Origin of the sequence: uncultured Bacteroides sp. (genome assembly GCF_937912035.1) — a bacterium.
Classification (GTDB): Bacteria; Bacteroidota; Bacteroidia; order Bacteroidales; family Bacteroidaceae; genus Phocaeicola.
This window is the reverse complement of record NZ_CALDPF010000032.1, coordinates 1-23006: the sequence shown is the minus strand read 5'-3', so window position 1 is coordinate 23006 and position 23006 is coordinate 1. Positions and strand designations below refer to the sequence as shown.

Genomic DNA, 23006 nt, shown 5'->3' with positions numbered 1-23006 from the left:
CATAAAGAGGGCGGGATACGGATGTCCCGCCTTTTTCATAAAAAATCAGAAACGTGTCAAACAATTCTCTAAAGGAAAAAACAGCTAAAGGACTTCTGTGGGGAGGACTGGGAAATGGAATCATGCAAATCCTGAACCTGGTCTTTGGCATATTTCTTGCTCGTCTGCTTACTCCTGCCGATTATGGAATGGTTGGAATGCTTGCTATTTTCAGTGCCATAGCCGGTACAATACAGGAAAGCGGATTTACCAATGCTCTGGCAAACAAACAGAACATTACTCACAATGACTACAATGCCGTGTTCTGGTTCAGTACGCTGACCGGAGGACTGCTCTATATAATACTCTTTCTGTCGGCTCCTCTGATTGCCGACTACTATAATCAGCCGGATCTGATCAGGCTCTCAAGAATATACTTCCTGGGATTTGTCATATCAAGCACTGCCACATCGCACAATGCTTATTTGTTCAGGAACCTGATGACAAGAGAAAAAGCGACTGCACAGATTTACGCAATAACCATATCATGCCTTATAGGAATAATTCTTTCATATAACGGCATGTCATATTGGGGGCTGGCCATACAGAACCTGATATATATTGCCATAGTAAACCTCAGCCTATGGTTTTACTCACCATGGCGTCCTACATTTAATATTGATTTCGGTCCGATAAAAGAGTTTTTCGGTTTCAGTGTCAAGATACTGCTCACCAATATATTCAATCAGGTAAACAACAATATATTCTCAACCATTATAGGTCGTAGGTTTACCCCATATTCCGTAGGTCTATACACTCAGGCTAACAAATGGAACTCAATGGGTTCATCACTGATAAGTTCCACAATAGGAGGTGTTGCCCAACCGATTTTCGCACAAGCAACTGACGACAAAGTCCAACAACTCAGCATATTCAGAAAAATGCTGAGGTTTACATCATATATATCTTTTCCAACCATGCTTGGACTGGCACTTATCGCACCGGAATTCATACTTCTGACGATAAAGGACAAATGGGTGGACTGTATTCCTATCCTTCAACAACTATGTATATGGGGAGCATTTTTCCCTATTACAACACTATGTTCCCACCTCCTGATAAGCCGTGGAAAATCAAACCTCAATCTCTATAGCAATATAACATTAGGCTGTCTGCAAATCGTAGCCTTGCTGATAAGTTGGAGATTTGGAATTTCAATAATGATCTCTACATACGTAATCATAAACATTCTATGGATGACTGTTTGGTACCTTATGGTGAGAAAAGAAATAGGATTGCGATTTATGGACGCTATCAAAGATATATGTCCGTTCATAATTATAACTATAGTTGCAGCATTCACATCAAAAGTAATTTGTGGATTCATGGATTCGCCTTACATGATTTTAGCCTCCAAAATCATCATTACCGCTGTTCTGTATCTGGGTATATCACGCATTGCAAACTCAAAAATACAGGATGAGATTTTCTCATATTTACTTAAAAGAAAAATAAAATGATAAGTGTTATTATACCTCTGTATAACTGTGAGAAGTTTATCACACGTAGTATCAGCTCTGTCCTCAAACAGACGGTACAGGAGTTTGAGATAATAGTAGTAGACGATGGCTCGACAGACAAAGGACCGGAAATTGTGGAGAAAATGAATTCTCCGCTTATACGGTTGATTCATCAGAAAAATCAGGGGGTGTCATGTGCAAGAAACAGAGGTATAAAGGAATCCAGATACGAGCTGATTGCTTTTCTTGATGCAGACGACGAATGGGATACCGACCATTTGGAAACCATTATGTATCTGTACAACAAATATCCACAGTGTGGAGTATTCGCTGCTTCATACAGAATGTCTGTCAGTAATAATATCATATACCCTGAATTCAATCCCGAAATACCTTTTAAAGACGACGGAATACTGTACAATTATTATGAGGTAGCTTCAGGAACCAATCTTCCGATTAACTCAAACACATACGCTGTAAGGAAAAATATCATTGAATCAATTGGCAGTTACCCTACGGGTATTCCTTCAGGTGAGGATATCCTGACCATTGCAAGACTAAATGCAGTATGCGATTTTGCATATACCACTAAAGCCACTTCCACTTACTATCTCCATAACGAAACAGTAAAGAGCGAACGTCCGGTATTAAAGCACGATCCTTTGGATAAGCTTTTTTATGAGAACTACAAAGTATCCAAACATAAAAAAGGCGCACGTCTGTTTCTGGCATCATGGCATAAAAGAAGAATGTCGAGGGCACTGACTCTTCGTAAATATGGGATAGCTACAGAACACTTTTTTAAGGCACTTACCATTATGCCGTTTCAGAAAAAGCTGTATACATCTTTCATAATTTCTCTAATTTCTGCTATTACCGGTAAAAGTATACTTGAACTAAACAACCTGTTAAAACATAAATAACACCATGCCTACATTTACTGTTTTCCCAAACATAAAGCCATCATCCGGAGGAAAAGGAAATCCGTATATCAACGATTTCATTTCTGCCATTAACAAAGAAAATGACTGTAAGGTTATTAACGAAAGTCACAAGAACCCTCTACTGAGTATTCTGCGACCTTCCAGATGGGGTGATGTGTTCATTTTCAATTGGTTCGAGAGTATACCAGACTTCAAGTACGGATATTTACAGTCGTTGCTTGCAATTCTGCTAATATTTATACTTAAAATCAAAGGCAAGAAGATAATATGGATTCTTCACAATAAAAAACCGCATAGTGGGAATAAAAAGATTGTAAAAAGATTTCTCACCTACCTGATTGCAAAAGAATCAGACTATATCATCACCCATGCAAGCGAAGGAGTAGAGCTTATAAACAACAGATACAGTTTTACAATTGGCAAAGCTATATATTTAGACCACCCTACCAAAAACAGACTTAATATGATTGACCGGTCTGAAAGGGAAAAACAGTACGATTTACTTGTTTGGGGAAATATAATAGGATATAAGGGCGTTTATCAATATCTTAAATTCATTAAAGAAGAAAAGATTGAAGATATAAGAATCTGTATAATAGGCAATTGCACAACGCCCAAGATTGCATCCGACATAGAATCCGTTGCCGGCAAAAATACCACACTGATTTTCAAAGGAGCATCTTTTGAAGAACTGGCAGAATATATAGCTTCATCGGAATTTGTACTGATGCCTTATATACAGGATTCGATATTAAGTTCAGGCATCCTGATGGATTCGCTGTCCTTCGGAGCCAAAGTCATAGGTCCAAATACAGGTTCATTCAAAGATTATGCAAAATACAAGAATCTTAATGTCTACGTATTCGATGAATATAAGGACATATATGACATTATAAAAACCCAAAAAGGAATCAAGACATCACCGGAGGGCTACAGTAAGTTCCTGAACGACAACAACTGGAAGAACTTTATACAGAAATCACTCAACCTGATAATCAACAAAAAATGATTAATTATCATTTCTTCAGTACCACAAGAGGTATATTCCCCAAAGCTGAAGCAACCTCAGAATAACTGCTACCGCACGAACCGAAAATCTTGTCTGTTCTGGAGAGTATATACATTTCGGACACCGCCTCTTTGATACCTGAAACTGAATTACGGTCAGCCTCGGATGATGAGCAGTATATTCTGTCGCCATATCTGTCTTTAAACTCACGTTTCACACTTTCAGAGTCTGTAGCCAGATATATGGAAAGAGAAGGATGAAGAAGGAGCTCCTCATCAATTGCTTTGTAAAACAGTTCATTTGGACTATTGTTTATTGACACACTGTGGTCTGTTCTTCTGACATGAACACCAATTCTATAGTCCGACATACCGGAAACTACAGAGTCAATCTTTGCCTGTATATCCGGTACAGGTCTGAACAATTCGGAGAACAAGCTTTCAGGAAAGTCAATTATAGGATAACATGAAGAGATATAAAGATTTCCTTCTGCAACAAAATTCATGAATGTATTTACATCTCTATTATAACCATTCATTTTATGGTCGTAAGCTCTGTTACGGAAAAGAACAATCTGTGGCACTAAAGGCAACCATAGATTATGCTTTCGGGGATGGTCGTACAATAATTTGCTTAACCGTGAATCCTCATGAATTGTAATATTGTCGGATTCTATTTCATTAAAGATACCGGCAAAAGATGCATTCAAACCCTTGTCGCGGAACCAATAGACATTAAGGGAACTTCCGGAAAGTCTGCACAAATATACAGCCGAAGCTATAGCACGCATTCTGTTTGCAAGTCCTCCTATCGGGAGCAAAGTTATGTTTCCGTTTTTACCCATTTCTGTCTTCTGTTTTTTTAACTGTAACCCAAGCTTGAATTTTGAATGCAAAAATAGACAAGTTTATCGGTTTTCCATTCACCAACGCAGATTATAAATCAAAAAAATGAAATAACCGTACTTTCTGATATTATTTATTATTAACTTCACACCCATTATGAAAATAGCATTAGTCAAACAAGAAGTATATCAGGACCTTTACGTTTGCCCGGTAACAGAGAAAAACGCGGCAAACATTCTCTTCTCGTCAATGGGAAGAGTGGGACCTATCGGCCTTATGGCAGAACTTGATGCCGACTTCTATATAGTGAAGGAAGAGCCGGAGTACGAAACACAGATTTACCGTAAGGTAATACCGCACATCTCCAAACATCTTTATCTGCTCAAGGCTGAGACACTCGACAAGATTCCGGGACAGGAATTTAAACAGCCGGGCAGTCCGTATCCGAACGGTAAATTCGCCATTAACTGCCACGATATAGACTGGGGTAAATACGATGTCGTGATTTCCATTAACGTCAGTCTTCCGACTTCTGTCGTAAGAAGCTACCCTCAGACACTCTTCGCTTATATGATAGGCGAAGCCAACATGGCTACGGGAAGCGTACACTTCGGATACGATGTCACCATGAACCAGATGGCAAGAGGAATAATCTCCAGGAAATGTGGAATTATGGATTTTCCATATACATTCCTCAGTTCGGACACTCTACAGAAAATCATGCAGAATCATCTGGGAAGAGAATCGGAGAATAAAGGAATCTTTATGGAAATAAATTCCACTACAGAACGTCCCGTAACAAAGGCACCCGCACACTTCCAGCCTCTCATAGAAGCAGGATACGAAATAATTCTCCACAAGCAGCGTATATTCGACAATCTGAAGAGCATATACGACGCAAAATATTTCGTGAAAATGGGAGGACGTCACATACGCGGAAACTCTGTTGCAGAAGCTGTTTCTTTAGGAACACTGGCTATAATGGACAAGAACGAAGTGACACACCACGAACTGATAATTGACGAGTGCGACGTGAAGACTATGGACCAGATGGTAAGCCTTATAAACAAGTTGGAAAACAATCCGGATCTGTATCAGGAGCTATTGGCCAAACAGCGCAAAGTGTTGAAAGAATTGTTCTTCGAAGCTCCCGTACAGTCACTTGTCAACTGCCTGGAAGAAAAACGAAAAACCGGAAAGGCAAAACCTTATAAATGGTATAACAAAATTGCAGACAGATTCTGTTTCATTAAATAAAATAACAAGACAACAATGAATGCCCCTATACTCCTCTTCGTATTCAACCGTCCGGATCATGTACGACGGACTATGGAAGCGCTGCAACGCAACACTCTTGCATCGGAAAGCATACTGTATATATATTCCGATGCCGCACGCACTTCGGAGCAACAAGATGCAGTAGGAAAAGTAAGAAAATATATACACACCATCGACGGATTCAAGGAAATAAACATCATTGAGAGAGAGGAGAATTGGGGACTTGCCAAAAGCATAATAGACGGCGTTACAACACGTGTGAAAGAGTATGGAAGAGTAATAGTGCTGGAAGATGACCTTATCACTGCACCGTATTTCCTTCAGTTCATGAATGATGCTCTGGAGACTTATAAAGATGAAGAGAGAGTGGGACACATACAGGGATGTGATTTCACTCAGGATTCTTCCCTGCCTGAAACGTTCCTTATAAAATGGACAGGGAGCTGGGGATGGGCAACATGGGAACGTGCATGGAAGTTTTTCAACCCAGACGGAAAGGCTCTTCTAAAGGAACTTCAGGACAGAAAACTGACATACACCTTCGACTTCAACGGGAAATACGGATATACACGTATGCTCCGCCGTCAGATTGAGGGGAAAAACAATTCCTGGGCCATAAGATGGAATGCGTCGCTATTCCTTAATGACATACTTTCGCTTAATGTAGGAAAATCACTTGTACAGAACGAAGGTTTCGACGGTAGCGGTACTAACTGCGGAGGTGGCGGACTGTATTCCTCAAATCTGTTCATGAACAGAATTGATGTGAAAAGAATCACTCCGGCAGTGGAAAACAAAGAAGCAAGACAGGCATACGTGAAATACTATGCCCGCACCAATTCATTCATGGCTAAAGCAATCAGAAGAATAAAACGCACACTGAAAGGTGACTTTGGCAGATAAAATAGCTCCAGACATCGTTTTTAACTATATTATCATTAATTATTCATGCTTCAATTGGGATAAAAAAGGTCAGTAAGCATTATCTTTGCAAAAAATTCCCGACCATGAGAATACTAATCATAAACACGGCAGAACGTATAGGAGGTGCAGCCATTGCAGCAAGCCGATTGATGGACGCACTAAAGAACAATGGTATAAAAACAAAGATGCTTGTCCGAAATAAACAGACAGAGCAGCTAACCGTTATTCCTCTGAAAAACTCATGGAGGAGAATATGGCAATTTGCCTGGGAACGTATCGTAATATGGATCGCAAACGGATTCACACGCCGCAATCTTTTTGCCGTTGATATAGCAAATACAGGAACAGATATCACAAATCTGCACGAATTCATACAAGCCGACGTGATACATCTACACTGGATAAACCAGGGAATGCTTTCGCTTAATGACATCGACAAAATACTGAAATCAGGAAAACCTGTAGTATGGACAATGCACGACATGTGGCCATTCACCGGAATATGTCACTATGCAGGCTCATGTAATAAGTATGAAGAACATTGCCATAACTGTGAACTTCTTCTAAAACCTCACAAGAAAGACCTTTCATACAAAATATTCAAAAAGAAACAAAAGATTTTCTCTAATGCCAACATCACCTTCGTCGCATGCAGTCACTGGCTGGAGGAAATGGCTAAGAGCAGTGCGCTTATAGGAAGGCAAAACATAACAAGCATTCCTAATGCCATTAACACCAACCTGTTCATGCCACGTAACAAACGTCAGGCAAGGGAGAAACTTAACTTACCTCAGAACAAGAAACTTCTGCTTTTCGGATCTGTCAAGATTACTGACAAACGTAAAGGTATAGACTATCTAATAGAGGCATGCAAGATACTGACACAAAGCAATCCGGAACTAAGCAAAGAACTCGGAGTTGTAATATTGGGATCGCATCCGGAACAACATTCTTCACTGTTCCCATTCCCTATATATACGATGAATTATGTGAAAAGTGAAAAAGATCTGGTAGATATATACAATGCAGTAGATATATACGTTACTCCGTCACTGCAGGACAATCTGCCCAATACTATAGTAGAAGCCATGTCGTGCGGTATTCCTTGTGTAGGATTCGAAACAGGAGGTATCCCACAGATGATAGACCACTTGCACAACGGATATGTAGCAGAATACAAATCGGCATCCGACCTGGCCAACGGCATAAAATGGGTTCTTACCGACGGTGACTATCAGACCCTAAGCGAGGAAGCGCACCGTAAGGCTGTAAACACTTACTCCGAGTCTGTTGTCGCACACCAGTATCTGCAAATATATAACAAGCTGACAGGTAAAAATGTATAATACCACTTCAAATTATCACATACAGCATCAACATCCTAAATTCAGCATTATCACAGTAACGTATAATGCCGAAAAGGTATTGGAAGACACTATACAGAGTGTCATTACCCAATCGTACAAGAATGTGGAGTACATTATAGTTGACGGCGGCTCAAAAGACGGCACACTAGGTATAATAGAAAAATACAGACAGCACATAACGCACTTGGTAAGCGAACCTGACAAAGGTCTGTATGACGCGATGAACAAAGGAATCAGACTTGCTACCGGTGACTATCTGTGTTTTCTCAATGCAGGTGACGAGTTGCATGAGGATGATACTTTGTTCTATATGGTACATAGTATAAAAGGAGATACACTGCCTGACGTGATTTATGGAGAAACACAGATAGTTGACGAAAACGGACATTTCATTAGAATGCGACGCCTTTCGGCTCCGGAAGTACTTACGTGGAAGAGTTTCAAGAAAGGTATGCTTGTATGCCATCAGGCTTTCTTCGCACGCCGCGAACTAGCAGTAAATGAGCCATACAACCTGAAATACCGTTTCTCTGCCGATTTCGACTGGTGCATACGTATAATGAAGAAAAGCAGGAGTATTCATAATTCAGGGCTTACTGTAATAGACTATCTGAACGAAGGTATGACCACACAAAACCATAAGGCTTCACTCATGGAACGTTTCCATATTATGTGTCATCATTACGGATATATATCTACCATAGCTCATCATCTGTGGTTTGTAATCAGAGCAGTCTTGAAAAAATAAACAGACATTTCAACCGAAAGTTGAAAATACATCTTAATAAATACGAAAAACAAATAAGATCAAGCTTATAAATTTGTAATGATTACAATTTTATATATTTTTGTCTCGTAAGCAATTCATTAACCATTTAAAACCAAAAACTTATGAGAAAGATCTTAACACTATTCACACTGTTCGCATTATTATCAACCATACAAGTTTTCTCGCAGGAGAAACAATATCAGTTGTCAAGTCATATTCTCGATATAAATACAGGCTACCCTGCAAAGGATGTAAAAATAAGTCTCTCAAAAATGAACAACGCCAGCCAATGGACTGTAATAGACGAGAAAGTGACTGATACTAACGGCAGGGTAAAAGACTTCCTTCCACAAAATGATAAATCGGGCAATAAAGGTATATATAAACTGACATTCCACACCGAACCTTACTTCAAATCGCAGGACAAAAGCTCATTCTATCCTTTTATTGAGGTAGTGTTCGAGATAAAGGACGATAGCCATTACCACGTACCTATAACCCTCTCACCTTACGGATACTCCACCTATAGAGGAAACTGACCAATATAGCTCACAAACATAAATGATACGAAAGAAGGCGTTTTAAGGATTATTACCAACACAATCCTTGAAACGCCTGTATTTATTTAGCGTAACACGCTCGTGTCACGCGCGTTGCACGGCCGTGTTCCACGCGTAACACATTCGTGTCACTGGCGTAACACGAGCGTGTTACGCTAAATATGATTATAATTTACACTTTTTATATTCTGAAATTATCACTGCTATTAACCCAAAGGCAAGTAAAGCCAATGCTATATAAGCAATGGTTTCAGTAGCATGAAGCGATTTTGGGTCAAACTTGAACTCTATAACATGCTTTCCTGCAGGAACCTTCATCGCACGGAGGATATAGTCGGCACGTCCGTGTTCCACCTCTTCACCGTCAATAGTTGAAATCCAACCCGGATAATATATTTCCGAAAATACCACTACCCCACCATTTTTGGAATCAACCTCATATTTCAATGCGTTAGGCTGATACTCTTTCAGAACTATTGAGCTGAGGGAGTCTGGAGCGGCAGTCACCTTAACCTGTTCAGCAAATTTCTTGTCAACAACTGCCGTGTGCAGCGGATTAATATCATGCAATGAATCTATCTCATCATTTGCATTGTCAACATATTTCACATCGCCTACAAACCAAGCGTTTCCACAAGCATAAGGATTAAACACCGGAGCAGTCTTTCCGTCCTGAAGCGGAAGAATGAAATATCTTGTGTTAAGCATGTTCAGAACAGGGAAAGCATTCCGATCAACCTTACTCATATCACCACCTGCCTCTGATAGTTTAGAGAATATACCGTTCATTTCACCATGGATATGTTCCTCAATTATCTCCTGATAACGGCGAAGTTTTGCTGCGTGATATCCTCCGATACTCTTATGCCAGTAAGCCGTATTGTTCTCATTGAATGTATTTACAGCCAGGTTCAATACTCTGTAATCCAAAGATTTGTCCTTCAGGATTTCCTTATCCGTTTCCGAAGGTTCCAGATATGGTTTCATCTCAGTTCCTTTTGCCACAAACTGCTCGTCGTACAGATAGCGTTTGTTCACACTCCACATATCCACAAGACACAACAGAGCTATAAGAGCTACCGTAACCTTCGGTTTCAGTTTTCCAATCGAATAAGCATATACCAAAGCTACACCTATCAGAATAATTACAAAGTTGCGCCATGCATCGGAAGTAAATATTGAAACACGAACCTCTTCAAGATTTGTCAATATAGGAACAAGCTGGTCCTGAGGGATAGCATTCTGAAGAGCTGACATCTCCATTGTGGAAATATACGAAGGGAAGAACACCTGAGGAGCCAAAGCAAACAGAAGCGACAACCCTCCTGTCAGTGCCAGACTGGTATAAAATCCTTTCGCATTCTCCTTTATTACAGAAGGACGCTCCATTATCTCTTTCAATGCCATGATGGCAAGCAGAGGAATAGTGAATTCCGCAATTACCAGAATAGACGAAACGGCACGGAACTTATTGTACATAGGAACATAATCGATAAAGAAGTCTGTCACTCCCATGAAGTTCTTTCCCCACGACAGCACAATAGAGAAGACTGTTCCCACTATAAGAGCCCATTTCATAGGCCCTTTCACTATGAAACATCCAAGGATGAAAAGGAACATCACAAATGCACCTACATAAACCGGACCTGAAGTACCCGGTTGTTCGCCCCAGTACTGTCCCAACTGCGAGTACAACCCACGATACATAGGATTTGCCTTCTTCATCGCATCCTCATTTGCAGCCAAAGGCACAGACGCTCCACCCTTCACATTAGGTACAAGCAGCGAGAATGTTTCGCCTATACCATAACTCCACTGTGTGATATAATCGCGTTCAAGTCCGCTTCCTGTCTGATTGGCTGAGTTTTCCTTCACTAGTTCACTCTTGCCTCGCATACTCTCCTTGCTGTACTGATATGTGTGATAAAGATTAGAAAGATTGATACAGACACCTATCACACCTGCCACGACAAGCACTCCGGTTGCCTTGAAGAAATCTTTCAGCTTATTTTCCTTATAAGCCATCACACCGTAGGCTACAGCCATAAACAGCATAACGAACAGGAAGTAATAACTCATCTGCGGATGATTTGCAACTATCTGCAGTGCGACAAACAATGCCGTGAGCAATCCTCCGGCAAGATATTTTCCACGATATACCAGCACCATACCGGCTATTGTAGGCGGAATATAAGCCAAAGTAACAAATTTCCATATATGTCCTGCCGCAATGATAATAAAGAAATAGGATGAGAAAGCCCATATTATTGCGCCAAGAGCAGAAAGCCATACCTTGAAGTTGAATGCACGAAGCAGGATATAAAAACCTAGGAGCATCACAAACACATACCACACGTATGTAGGCAGGAACAGATGATAAACCTTCTGGATGAATCCCAAAGCTTCGGTAGAATCATAACTTGGAGACATCTGATAGGTAGGCATACCTCCGAAAATAGAGTTTGTCCAACGGGTACGCTCACCAGTTTTTTCCAGATACTCCTTTTGTTCCTGACCAGAGCCGATACCCGCTACGGCATCATGCTGGGCCAATATTCGTCCTTCGGTGACTGCCGGAAAGAAATATGCGAACGATATTACCGCAAACAATACCACAGCCACAATGTCCGGAATAAGTTTCTTGAATAAATTCATACTATATCAAAGAATTGAAAAATTAAATAAACTATTAGTATTCAGTCGGCAAAGATAACATAATACTGCTTGAAATGTTGTAAATTTGCCGGTGAAAATCAAAATTAGAACAAATTTACCGAATGAAAATAGGAATTATCACAGCCATGTCTTCCGAACAGAAGCAACTGGCAAACCAACTCACAGAGATAAAAGAATCGAGTAAGGGTCCTTTCAGCTACATAGAAGGAAAAATCAACAGCAACGAAATAGTACTGATGCAGTGCGGTATAGGAAAAGTAAACGCAGCTGCCGGAACAGTGGAAATGATAAACAACTTCCAGCCTGACTGTATCATCAGTACCGGTGTGGCAGGAGGTATAGACAATTGTCTGAAGATAATGGACGTAGTTGTAAGCCGCAATATTGTATATCACGATGTATGGTGCGGCGAAGGTAATGCCTACGGACAGATTCAAGGACTGCCTACTTTCTTCGAAGGTAACGAAACCCTCTACACTACAGCAATGTCTCTTGATACTGAAACAGCCATCCACGGAGGCCTCATCTGTACTGGCGACAAATTCATCACCGACCGCAAGGAACTGGACGAGATAAAATCAAACTTCCACGAAGGTCTGGCCGTAGATATGGAATCTGCTTCAATAGCTCAGATTTGCTATATGTATAAAGTTCCGTTCATCAGCTTCAGAATAATAAGCGATACTCCTGGAGCAGAAAACCACTTCGACCAGTATCTGAACTTCTGGGGAGAAATGGCTAACCGTTCGTTCAAGGTGACAGAAACATTTCTTAAGGCATTGCCTAACAGAATTGGATAATTTTTAATTATTAATTTTTTAATTCTTCACTCATGGAAAAGATACCAAGCTTTACAATAGACCATATCCGTCTGCTACGCGGAATATACGTATCAAGACAAGACAAGGTGGGAACGGAAACAGTAACCACTTTCGATGTCCGTATGAAGGAGCCTAACCGTGAACCTGCATTAAGTCCTTCGGCTATCCACACAATTGAGCATCTGGCTGCAACATTCCTTCGCAACCATCCAGTATGGGCAGACAAGATTATATATTGGGGACCTATGGGTTGCCTCACAGGTAACTATCTTGTAGTAAAAGGTAACTTGAAATCGGCAGATATACTTCCGCTGATGATAGAAACTTTCCGTTTCATTGCCGATTATGAGGGTGAAGTACCGGGAGCTACAGCCAAAGACTGCGGTAACTATCTGATGATGAATCTTCCTATGGCAAAATGGGAAGCTAAGAAATATCTGGAAGAGGTATTGGAAAAGGCTACAGAAGATAATCTTAATTATCCTGGATAATTTATTCCCGAACAAATTCAAATCCAAATATAATAATAAACGCCCGATGAACAAGCTATTAACACTTTTCATCGGGCGTTTATCTAAATATTACTTGAGTAATCCATCTTATTCAACAAGTTTCAATTTATACAGATAACTTACTGATCTGGAAATCTGATCTGTCATCATAGGAAACTTATTATTCTTTATCATATACTTATCCTTTCCATTTGCATGTACACTTATGGAATAATTTCCGCCGGATTCGAGCAAGATGAAAAATGATTTACCGGATTTTATATCATCTTTCACAAAATAAGCGTTTGCTGCCACACTACGTCCGTCCAGCGCACTTCTGAGTTCATAAAGACCCGTTCTTTCATCAAATATCAACTGCCATTTCTGAGAAACAGAATTATTGCCATTATCAAAAACAGGTAATGAAGCCTTAGTATTTGTGAGATACATTCCATCATTATTAATCACATTATAATAGTTTTTATCTTCTATTACAGGATGTGATGTCTGATTGTTTTCCACCGGTACAAACTCAAAAACAAATTGTTTTTCATTCAGTCCGTCTGCTTTTTTTGTCTTAATTCCTGATTCATCAGCAGTAAATATCATTCCACCGGCCTTTGATGTAGTTACTATAGCATATTTACCGTTAATTCTATATATGTCAAATGAATGTAGTTCATTATCATATTTCACGTTCTCTGAAACACGGAAAGTACCTCCATCAGTAAGGAATCGTCCATCCTGAGCATTAACTATCTTATATCTGCCTGTCAATGCTTCCATAGAAACTATCCACTCCTGTCGCTGAGGATTAATCATATCTTTTTCCTTCTTCCAAACTGGAAAATCTCCTACACGGTTTGCGTCAGCATTGGCATTAGTCAGCCACATACCATTACATTTAATATAATATTTGCCTCCCTCAAGAACTTCAACAGGGAATATATCTGTACGATATGTATAGTTTTCCTTATACAGACGTATCAGATATCTGACAGTACGAGTTATAAATGGAGAAACCACCTCACTTGCTACTGCCGGATTCGGTTTTTTGATAGAACCTTCAAAGTTTCTTGAAATTATTCCCTTTTGTTCCTGTTCCAGCTTTATAGATGACTCATAATCATCAACAAATCTCTTTTCATCTTTGTCATTCAGTGCCTCGTACATATCAATAACCAGTTTGCCTCTCTGACCTATCAGTTTCATTACTTTGAGCCATGGTTTGATTTCTGACAATAGTTCCGGTTCCGAATTAGAAGACAAAAGCTCATCAGCCGATTCTATCATCCTGTCAAATTCCTTATTAATGGAATCAAGCAACAGCTTGTTGTATGCCGATCCATTCTTTCCTTCCAACTCATCTATAAAAATACGGAGCTTCGGAGATTCTCCCTCACGTCTTAATCCGTGGCCATTTGCGCCCAAATCAATATTATGCTCACAGAATACTCTGAATGCCTCATAATGATCACTCATAAGATTTTTCATAGCATCTGCCCACGATTTATTCTCATCGTACTGCTCCATATTCCATGTGTAATCAGCTATACTGTACAATGACACCTTTGAAGCTTCGGCATATTCCATAGGATTTGAAACAAAACCACCAACTTTAGAAGCAATGGTCTTGTCATTCCCGTATGTAGGTCCCATCAACAGATGATCAATACAATAATCGTTTACCGGATAATTCAGCCATATATACGCTTTCCTGTCAATACGCTGGTTTATCCAGTCCATATCCCCGTCGTTTATCATATCGACAACAGAATTTCCGGTCCACATGATATGAATATTCTTATCAAGCCTGTCACCCAACAACGGCAGATATGTTTTTCCGGCCCATCCTTTATTATACTCAGTAGGACACATTATAAGAGGTGCTACATCATGATGCTTCTCTACAAACTCTTTCTGAAGGAAATTCAGATAATCGGCTTGGCCATCAGCTTTTGACTGCTCCTCTCCGAATATATCATCAAAGAAAACTGCAAACGAGCGAACACCAAGCTTATACATGCTTTCAAGCTTATTGAGAGAACTTTTACGATCTTCTTCATTCCACTTAATATCCTGACCGGGATGCATAGCCCAAACAAAATGAACCTTATTTCTTGAAGCTACTTCAGCCAGCTGCGCTATTTCCTTTGCCTTATCTTCCGGATATTCTTTTCGCCAATATTCGCGATGATATGGGTCGTCTTTCGGACCATATATGTAAACATTCAGTTTATTCTTTCCATAAAAATCAAACTGACGTAACCTGTCTCTATGGCTCCATGGATTACCATAAAAACCTTCAACCACTCCTCGTTGCGATACATCCGGATAATCAGAGACAGTTACACAATAAAAACTTTCGTTCTGCATCAACTGCAACAATGTCTGGACTCCATAGAATGTACCAGCCTCATCGTTTCCTGCCACTACTATGACATCATTGCTGACTTTTAAATAATATCCTTCTTCTTTAGCTGGGATATATTTCAGATATGGTTTTACGGAACTGTCTCCCCTTTCTCCTATTACAAGTTTCAATCCTTTATCAGAAACAGATAAATTATGCTTAATAAGATTCAGGGCGTCGATATCAGCACTCTTATCTCCTACTAGTTTTATAGTTTCCGGTTTCTTAAAAGATTCTTCAGACCATTCGACTGACTGCGGATTGGGAGAAATACTAACAATTTGTGAATTGGCACATAAACAATAGCCAACAGACATAACAAATACAATAATCTTCTGAATTTTCATATAGGTCACAAGGTTTAAATTCGGGCACAAAAATATGGAAAAATAATTAATTAAAAGAAGTTATATAAGAAAATACTTCATTACACTATATACTCCACTCCATTCTGAATAATCCTGCCACACCGCTAAAGTGTCCATTATGAACATAATGCAATGCAGGCTGAACGTAAATGTTCCTCCTCAATTGAATTTTGCAGGTTAATTCCGATGCTACCTCATATTCTGTTGAGAAAGTTGCATATCCTACAAAAGCACCAGCTTCTATATTTTTTCCAAGTTCTACCAGTGACCCTATACCGAAATAGTTTCTACATTCCGCATCCTTATTCAGCGAACCTGAAGCCTGCAATAGCAAATAAACCTTGTCTGATAATTTCCGTTCAGTATATCCCCATAACACTCCGTTCACTTTATTTTCTTTTTTCTGTTCCGGAAGTTCTTCAGTTCTCTCCACATCAGAAACACTGACGCTGCTACATACAGCACCGCCCATATAATAACAGCCAACATCATTAGTATAGTTTAAAGAAGTTACACCTATCACTCCATCGGAAGACGGACAGAAACGAAACACATTATCTCTTCCCAAAAAGTTTTTATATCCTTTTCCATTATATACTGAAACCTCAAAGTCTATTTTATCCAATGACAATTTATAATCTATTCCCAAAGAGGCACAAGGATAATTGGCCAAAGGATAATTTACTGACAATGTAGGGAATATCCCGCATGAACTGTTGGTAAACAAAGAAGTAACAGGAGATGTAAAATAATCCTCATTCAGATTTCTGACACCTATGAAAAGTGCAGAAGCACCGTTTTTCCATTCCAGTCCAATCACAGCAGGAGCCAATGGAGTATTTTCCTCTTCAATATTTGAGAATGTTAGTCTGTCGTCCATCAATCCGTCAGCCGTTGTCTCCGAGATACTTACCGTTGCCATGGCAAAACTTATATTACGCATCGGACTGTATGTAAAATCTGTACGAAGGAGATTAACCCAATTAATTTTCTTACGGAAATCTGTCTGCATCTCTGTAGTATATTCCATTCCGAAATCCGTATTACCGGCATTAAGGTGGAGGGTACCAATTATCAAGGCACCCACCATCATTCTTATTCTTTTTACTGTCATTTTCCATTTAAATTTTCAATTATAACCATTTTACAAATTTTCTTATATACCAGTTCTTTATCATCTGTGTGAGAACACAGTAGGACAACAATATTCCAAAAAGCCATGGGAAATAGCTCAACGGTAGAGGTTGCAAGCCTATGGCACTTCCGAAACTGCTGAAAGGTATGAACAGACCGATGGCAACAATTATCACTGTAAGGCATCCAACCTGCCAGGATGAACGGCTCTGTATGAAAGGTATCTTGCGGGTTCTTATCATGTGTACAATAAGAGTCTGCGACAACAGTCCTTCTACAAACCAGCCTGACTGGAACAAAGCCTGATGTTCCACAGAATTACATCCGAAAACATACCACATCACTACATATGTCAGTATATCGAATATTGAGCTTATAGGCCCTATGTACATCATGAAACGACTCAAATCAGAAGCATCCCAACGACGAGGTTTCTTTAGATACTCCGCATCCATCTTGTCGAAAGGTATTGTGGTCTGCGATACGTCATACAGCAAATTCTGTATCAGCAGATGAATAGGCATCATAGGCAGGAAGGGCAAGAATGCACTGGCAGCCATCACACTGAACATATTACCGAAGTTGGAACTTGCAGTCATCTTTATATACTTTGTAATATTACCGAAAGTCTTTCTGCCTTCAAGCACTCCGTCTTCAAGAACCATAAGATCCTTTTCCAACAGGATGATATCCGCACTCTCCTTTGCAATATCAACAGCGGAATCAACAGATATACCTATATCCGACTGGCGCAATGCTGCAGAATCATTTATTCCGTCTCCAAGGAAACCCACAGTATTATCCTGCTCCTGAAGGAGAGTTATGATACGTGTCTTCTGCATCGGTGTAAGCTTTGAGAATACAGTAGCCTTGGCTACGGCTGTTCTCTGTTCTTCATCTGACATTGAATCGAATTCCGGTCCGGTAACAGAGTTTGCAGTATCAATACCTACCTGACGGGCGATAGTACGCACAACGGCATCATTATCTCCGGAAAGGACTTTCACCTCTACACCATGCTCATGCAACTGACGGATAGCATTAGCTGCCGATGGTTTCGGTGGATCAAGGAAAGCCAAATATCCTATCAGAACCATATCGTTTTCATCGTCAATACAGAAATCAGATTCTTTATCAAGAAAACTCTTTTGAGCCACAGCAATAACCCTCATGCCCTGACGGTTCATTCTCTCACTTATCTCGCGTGCCTTATCCTTCAATTCTACAGTCAGCGGATGTACGTCACCGGCAAATTCTGCATGCGAGCATATTTCAAGCATTTCTTCTACCGCTCCCTTGGTTATTATCTGACGCTTTCCCTGAGTATCCTCCACAACTACCGACATGCGGCGACGTGTAAAGTCGAAAGGTATTTCATCCACCTTACGGTAATTATCTTTAAGATATTCAAGCGAAAGGTCTTTCACATGCGAAAGGATAGCCTTGTCCATAAGGTTTTTCAGTCCGGTCTGGAAGAAACTGTTGAAATAGGCATGACGCAGGATACGCTTGTTCTCGTCGTTGCTGCCATCGGCATTGATATATTTTTCAAGGACTATTTGGTCGCAAGTCAATGTACCGGTCTTGTCCGTACAAAGAATGTTCATTGCTCCGAAATTCTGAATGGCATTAAGGTCTTTTACTATAGTCTTCTTTTTCGACATAGCCACTGCACCTTTTGAAAGATTGGCAGTAACAATCATAGGAAGCATCTCAGGAGTAAGGCCTACTGCCACAGACACTGCAAAGATGAAAGCCTCAAGCCAATCGCCTTTGGTAATGCCGTTAACAAGAAAAACAAAAGGAATCATCACAAGCATAAAGCGTATAAGCAGGAAGCTGACCTTGCTGATCCCCTTGTCGAAAGCTGTAGCTGCACGATGCCCTGCTATACTGCGCGCAATAGTGCCAAGATATGTATTATTTCCTGTAGCAATGACTATACCTACACCTGAACCGCTCACTACATTAGAACCCATGAAGCAGATATTACCCAGTTCCACCACACTGCCACTCTTTGCGCCCTTACAGTCCGGTGTTTTTTCTATAGGGTCCGATTCTCCAGTCAGCGATGCCTGACTTACAAACAGGTCCTTAGACTCAACAATACGCACATCGGCTGGAATCATATCTCCGGCAGCTATTCTCACTACATCACCGGGAACAAGTTCCGTAATGCTTATCTCGCATGTATCGTCATTGTCCTGCCTTATTACACTGCAAGTATTGGTTACCATCTTCAGCAAGGCCTCACTCGATACATTTGCTTTCCACTCCTGCCAGAAACGAAGTATCGAACTTGACACAACCATTACAGATATGATTATTATGGCAGTCCAGTCCTGTTCACCCGGAGCGGCAAGAGCCACATCAAGAATAAACGAGACAATGACCAATATAGTAAGAACACCTATAAACGGATTTATGAACGCCTTGATAAAAACTGATATAGGATTTTTCTTTTTCTCATGTTCCACCTCGTTCGCTCCATACTCGGAACGGCGGATTTCCACTTCTTCAGCAGAGAGCCCTCGCGGGTTGGTCTGAAAATAGTTGAATACTGAGCCTACAGGCTGTGAAGCAGCAAGAAATACTTTCTCTGCATTAAAAGCTGAATTTGGTCCGAATTTTTTCTTCCTCAACATTGTTCTTTCTTTTTTCAGCGTTACACATTATGGTTAAATTTCACGCTGCAAAGGTAGTGTGGAGGCGTTTAGAACAGTGTTAGAAGACTATTAGAACGGTATTAGAATTCCATTAGAATAATGTTTAAAGATGCTCTATTTCGACCACAAATGTTGTTCCCTTTCCCTCATCGGACAATACGTCTATTTTACCCTGATGAAGATTTATTATCTTTTGGGCCAGAGCCATACCTATACCATGACCTGCCGCAACATGTTCCTGCTTACCTCTGTAAAACAGTTTGAACATATTCTGTCGCTCATCATCGGAAAGTCCCGCTCCATTGTCGGACATACGGACTACTGTCCATTTGTCCCAAAACGAAATCTGCACAAATGAAGTCCTGTCCGGTGAGTACTTGCAATTATTCTCTATCAGATTTGAGAATGCGATACTGAGAAGATATAAGTTTCCGCTGACAGTGACAAAACGGTCATCATCCGTTTCCTGTTCATCAAAAACCAGTTCAATCTTATATTCAGGATGTGCCCTGAGAATACATTCGCGCACATCAAGCAGGAGTTCGTCAAGACGTATTTCCTGCATACTTATCTGCTCCTTACCATAATCGGCCTTAGCAAGATTAAGCAGTCCGTCTATAAGACTGTTCATCCTACGCGCATCGTTCATCACATTGTCAAGCGCATCCCTATACTGCTGCGGAGTACGTTCTTTCTGAAGTGTTATTCCCAATTCTGCCATAAGAGCCGCAAGCGGAGTACGCAGTTCGTGCGACACATTGCTTACGAACATCTTCTGCGAATTGAAAGACTCTTCAAGCCTTGAAAGCAAATCGTTGAATGTAGTTGCCAGCTCGCCAAGTTCATCCTTTTCGTTCTTGACAGGCAAGCGGCGACTTATACTTGTAGCTGTGATATTCTCTGCCTCCGCCACAATATCACGGATTGGTTTCAATGCCGCACGCGAAAGATAATATCCGGAAACGAACAAAAGACTCAGTCCGATAACAAACAATACTATAAGCGCATTAAGAAGAGAGGCAAGATTATCATATCCATATCCGTCATACGCAGCTGCTGTAACCACATATTTCCTTCCTCCATAGTCATAAAGCATACCTATACACTGATAACCGTCAACATAAAACTCCATATCGCCATCAGTCACTATGGTCTGTATCATAGCACTGTCTTCCTTTATTATATCATTCTGGACTGCATCATGATAGAGCATACGGAATGAAGTGTCATACACAGCCACTTCCACCTCATTGATGAACTTGCGGTTATTAAGATAGATAGACTGCATTATTTCCGAGTCCACCTGCCCTCCCAAAAAGAGATGAGCCTTAGTCACAGCCTCGCTCCTAAGGTCATGAAAAAATGTTTTGCTTCGGATATGCTCGCTTGCCACATATACCAATGACAAGCATAGCGCGAAAACAGCTGCCGTTACAAGCGAATTTTTAAGAGTAAGTGCGGTTCTTATCTTCATAGCGGTTTATCTGTCAGAATAAATCCCATTCCTGGTTTTGTGTGTATAAGTTTGGTATCGAAATCTTTGTCTATCTTCTTGCGCAGATAGTTTATATAGACATCAATGAAGTTTGTTCCAGTATCGAAATGCGTGTTCCAGACCTTCTCGGCTATCTCCATACGGCTTATCACCCTTTCCGGATTTTCCACCATATAAACAAGCAGGTTATATTCCTTAGGAGACAGTTTTATCTGCACCCCGTTTCTTGTTACTTCGCATGTATTAAGATTGATTGATATGTCAGAATATGATACAGAGTCCGGTCTTACAGTCTGTGGCAATGAATACCTTTTCAGCAATACCCTGATACGTGCGTTAAGTTCCCTGAAATCAAATGGCTTCAACATATAGTCATCTGCTCCGGCATCAAAACCGTCGAGCTTATCATCTGTTGAGCCTAGTGCGGTAAGCATAAGCACCGGTACATCTGGATTAATTTTCCTTATCTCCTTGCATAAACCGAAACCGTCAAGCCCGGGAAGAACGATATCCGAGATTACCAGATGAAACTCATTTGAGCGGAACAAGCGCAAGCCCATCTCTCCATCGTATGCCACCATCACACTATAGCCATTCTCTTCAAGCCCGGCTTTCAACAGGTCGGCTACACGCTTCTCATCTTCTACTATCAATATACTTTGCATAGCACGTTTTTTATTGTTTTCGGCAAAGATAATATTAATAAAAAAAACGCCTCGTCGTTTTAATTAAAATAACAAAGCGTTTTAATCAAAACGTCAGGGCGTTAAAAAAAAATGAGTTATCACCCATTTTAGTTCGGGAGATAACTCATTTCTAAATTTCCGTGCAGCAAGTAATAATTACTTACGCAAGCCAAGCTCTTTAACGATAGCACGATATCTTTCGATGTCGCGATCCTTCAAGTAGTTAAGCAAAGCACGACGCTTACCTACCAAAGTTGTAAGAGCTCTTTCAGTACTATAATCTTTTCTGTTGAGCTTCATGTGCTCAGTCAGGCGAGAAATACGGTATGAAAACAATGCTATCTGCGATTCAGCTGATCCAGTATCAGTGTTAGACTTTCCGTACTTTTCAAAGATTTCTTGTTTTTTAGCTGCGTCTAAATACATAGTTCTAAAAATTTTATATGTTATTTTTTCTATAGCGGTTGCAAAGATATTGATTATTATTTATAATACAATGAATATGAGATTATTATTTATGATTATTTTTTGTTTTGTAAAAAAAAAGAATTGAATTCAGATATACATATGTCAATAGGAATGGGCTTTTTATTATTTTTTTTCCTTATTAGTAGAACTCAAAATAGCATAAAGATAAGTACCCCAACAAAATAATAGTTAATAATAAATACATTATACAATAGAAAATCGTACCTTTGCGCTCAAATATATAGGTTAATATGCAAGATATTAGAAACATTGCCATCATAGCCCATGTCGATCATGGAAAAACTACTTTGGTGGACAAAATGATGTTAGCGGGACATCTGTTCCGTAACGACCAAACAAATGGTGATTTGGTATTGGATAACAACGACTTAGAGCGTGAAAGAGGTATAACAATTCTTTCGAAAAACGTATCTATAAATTACAACGGAACAAAAATTAATATTATTGATACTCCGGGGCATGCCGATTTCGGTGGTGAAGTTGAACGTGTACTTAATATGGCTGACGGATGTCTACTTTTGGTGGATGCCTTTGAAGGTCCAATGCCACAGACACGATTTGTTCTTGAAAAA

The 23006-nt window shown here is 40.1% G+C and carries 19 protein-coding genes; 11 read left to right on the top strand and 8 right to left on the bottom strand.

Going from position 1 to position 23006, the window contains the following annotated elements; translation table 11 throughout:
• Positions 1–53: 53 nt before the first annotated feature.
• From Q0486_RS07905 to Q0486_RS07895, 3 genes are read left to right on the top strand one after another with little or no spacing between them, the layout of a single operon-like run.
• Positions 54–1499: a lipopolysaccharide biosynthesis protein gene (locus Q0486_RS07905; RefSeq protein ID WP_299231877.1), complete on the top strand. Its 1446-nt coding sequence runs from the start codon at positions 54–56 to the stop codon at positions 1497–1499.
• Entirely contained in the window at positions 1496–2422 is a 927-nt protein-coding gene (locus Q0486_RS07900; RefSeq protein ID WP_299231876.1) for a glycosyltransferase family 2 protein, read from the top strand. Before Q0486_RS07905 ends, Q0486_RS07900 begins: the two co-directional genes overlap by 4 nt.
• A 4-nt stretch (positions 2423–2426) precedes the next feature.
• Entirely contained in the window at positions 2427–3452 is a 1026-nt protein-coding gene (locus Q0486_RS07895; protein ID WP_299231875.1) for a glycosyltransferase, read from the top strand.
• A gap of 7 nt (positions 3453–3459) precedes the next feature.
• On the opposite strand, the gene Q0486_RS07890 is transcribed toward Q0486_RS07895, so the two are convergent.
• Positions 3460–4296 (bottom strand): hypothetical protein, encoded by an 837-nt coding sequence (locus tag Q0486_RS07890; RefSeq protein WP_299231874.1) that lies wholly within the window; start codon positions 4294–4296, stop codon positions 3460–3462.
• 157 nt (positions 4297–4453) lie between these two features.
• Here Q0486_RS07890 and Q0486_RS07885 point away from each other — a divergent pair, with 157 nt between their 5' ends.
• From Q0486_RS07885 to uraH, 5 genes are all read left to right on the top strand, one after another.
• Positions 4454–5554, top strand: a complete 1101-nt coding sequence (locus Q0486_RS07885) for a hypothetical protein (RefSeq protein ID WP_299231873.1) — start codon at positions 4454–4456, stop codon at positions 5552–5554.
• 15 nt (positions 5555–5569) lie between these two features.
• Positions 5570–6478 carry a glycosyltransferase gene (locus Q0486_RS07880; protein ID WP_299231872.1) on the top strand — a complete coding sequence of 303 codons (909 nt, stop codon included), beginning with the start codon at positions 5570–5572 and terminating at the stop codon, positions 6476–6478.
• Positions 6479–6582: 104 nt separating this feature from the next.
• Positions 6583–7845 carry a glycosyltransferase family 4 protein gene (locus Q0486_RS07875; RefSeq protein ID WP_299231871.1) on the top strand — a complete coding sequence of 421 codons (1263 nt, stop codon included), beginning with the start codon at positions 6583–6585 and terminating at the stop codon, positions 7843–7845.
• Entirely contained in the window at positions 7838–8614 is a 777-nt protein-coding gene (locus tag Q0486_RS07870; protein ID WP_299231869.1) for a glycosyltransferase family 2 protein, read from the top strand. The genes Q0486_RS07875 and Q0486_RS07870 overlap by 8 nt, the downstream gene beginning before the upstream one ends.
• A 143-nt stretch (positions 8615–8757) precedes the next feature.
• Positions 8758–9174, top strand: coding sequence for a hydroxyisourate hydrolase (gene uraH / locus Q0486_RS07865; RefSeq protein WP_299231867.1), 417 nt, complete (start codon positions 8758–8760; stop codon positions 9172–9174).
• Between the two features lie 186 nt (positions 9175–9360).
• Here the strand turns inward: uraH and Q0486_RS07860 are convergent, their stop codons facing one another.
• Complete coding sequence (locus tag Q0486_RS07860) at positions 9361–11850, bottom strand: hypothetical protein (protein WP_299231865.1); 2490 nt, start codon at positions 11848–11850, stop codon at positions 9361–9363.
• Positions 11851–11972: 122 nt separating this feature from the next.
• Between Q0486_RS07860 and Q0486_RS07855 the strand changes: the two genes are divergently transcribed.
• Together Q0486_RS07855 and Q0486_RS07850 are read left to right on the top strand one after the other, a co-directional pair.
• Positions 11973–12671 (top strand): 5'-methylthioadenosine/adenosylhomocysteine nucleosidase, encoded by a 699-nt coding sequence (locus Q0486_RS07855; RefSeq protein ID WP_299231862.1) that lies wholly within the window; start codon positions 11973–11975, stop codon positions 12669–12671.
• 32 nt (positions 12672–12703) lie between these two features.
• Positions 12704–13183, top strand: coding sequence for an S-ribosylhomocysteine lyase (locus Q0486_RS07850; protein ID WP_299231860.1), 480 nt, complete (start codon positions 12704–12706; stop codon positions 13181–13183).
• A 108-nt stretch (positions 13184–13291) separates the two neighbouring features.
• On the opposite strand, the gene Q0486_RS07845 is transcribed toward Q0486_RS07850, so the two are convergent.
• The 6 genes from Q0486_RS07845 to rpsO form a co-directional block, all read right to left on the bottom strand.
• On the bottom strand, positions 13292–15943 hold the full coding sequence (locus Q0486_RS07845) for a beta-N-acetylglucosaminidase domain-containing protein (protein WP_299231858.1): 2652 nt from the start codon (positions 15941–15943) through the stop codon (positions 13292–13294).
• Positions 15944–16028: 85 nt separating this feature from the next.
• Positions 16029–17078, bottom strand: a complete 1050-nt coding sequence (locus Q0486_RS07840) for a hypothetical protein (protein ID WP_299231856.1) — start codon at positions 17076–17078, stop codon at positions 16029–16031.
• A 19-nt stretch (positions 17079–17097) separates the two neighbouring features.
• A complete protein-coding gene (mgtA, locus tag Q0486_RS07835) occupies positions 17098–19743 on the bottom strand; it encodes a magnesium-translocating P-type ATPase (RefSeq protein ID WP_299231855.1) in 2646 nt (881 codons plus the stop codon).
• 124 nt (positions 19744–19867) lie between these two features.
• Positions 19868–21238: a HAMP domain-containing sensor histidine kinase gene (locus Q0486_RS07830; RefSeq protein WP_299231854.1), complete on the bottom strand. Its 1371-nt coding sequence runs from the start codon at positions 21236–21238 to the stop codon at positions 19868–19870.
• Positions 21235–21924 carry a response regulator transcription factor gene (locus Q0486_RS07825; protein WP_299231852.1) on the bottom strand — a complete coding sequence of 230 codons (690 nt, stop codon included), beginning with the start codon at positions 21922–21924 and terminating at the stop codon, positions 21235–21237. Before Q0486_RS07825 ends, Q0486_RS07830 begins: the two co-directional genes overlap by 4 nt.
• Positions 21925–22101: 177 nt before the next feature.
• A complete protein-coding gene (gene rpsO, locus Q0486_RS07820) occupies positions 22102–22371 on the bottom strand; it encodes a 30S ribosomal protein S15 (RefSeq protein WP_154043767.1) in 270 nt (89 codons plus the stop codon).
• Between the two features lie 293 nt (positions 22372–22664).
• Between rpsO and Q0486_RS07815 the strand changes: the two genes are divergently transcribed.
• On the top strand, positions 22665–23006 hold a 342-nt coding region (locus tag Q0486_RS07815; protein WP_299231848.1), incomplete at its 3' end, for a GTP-binding protein.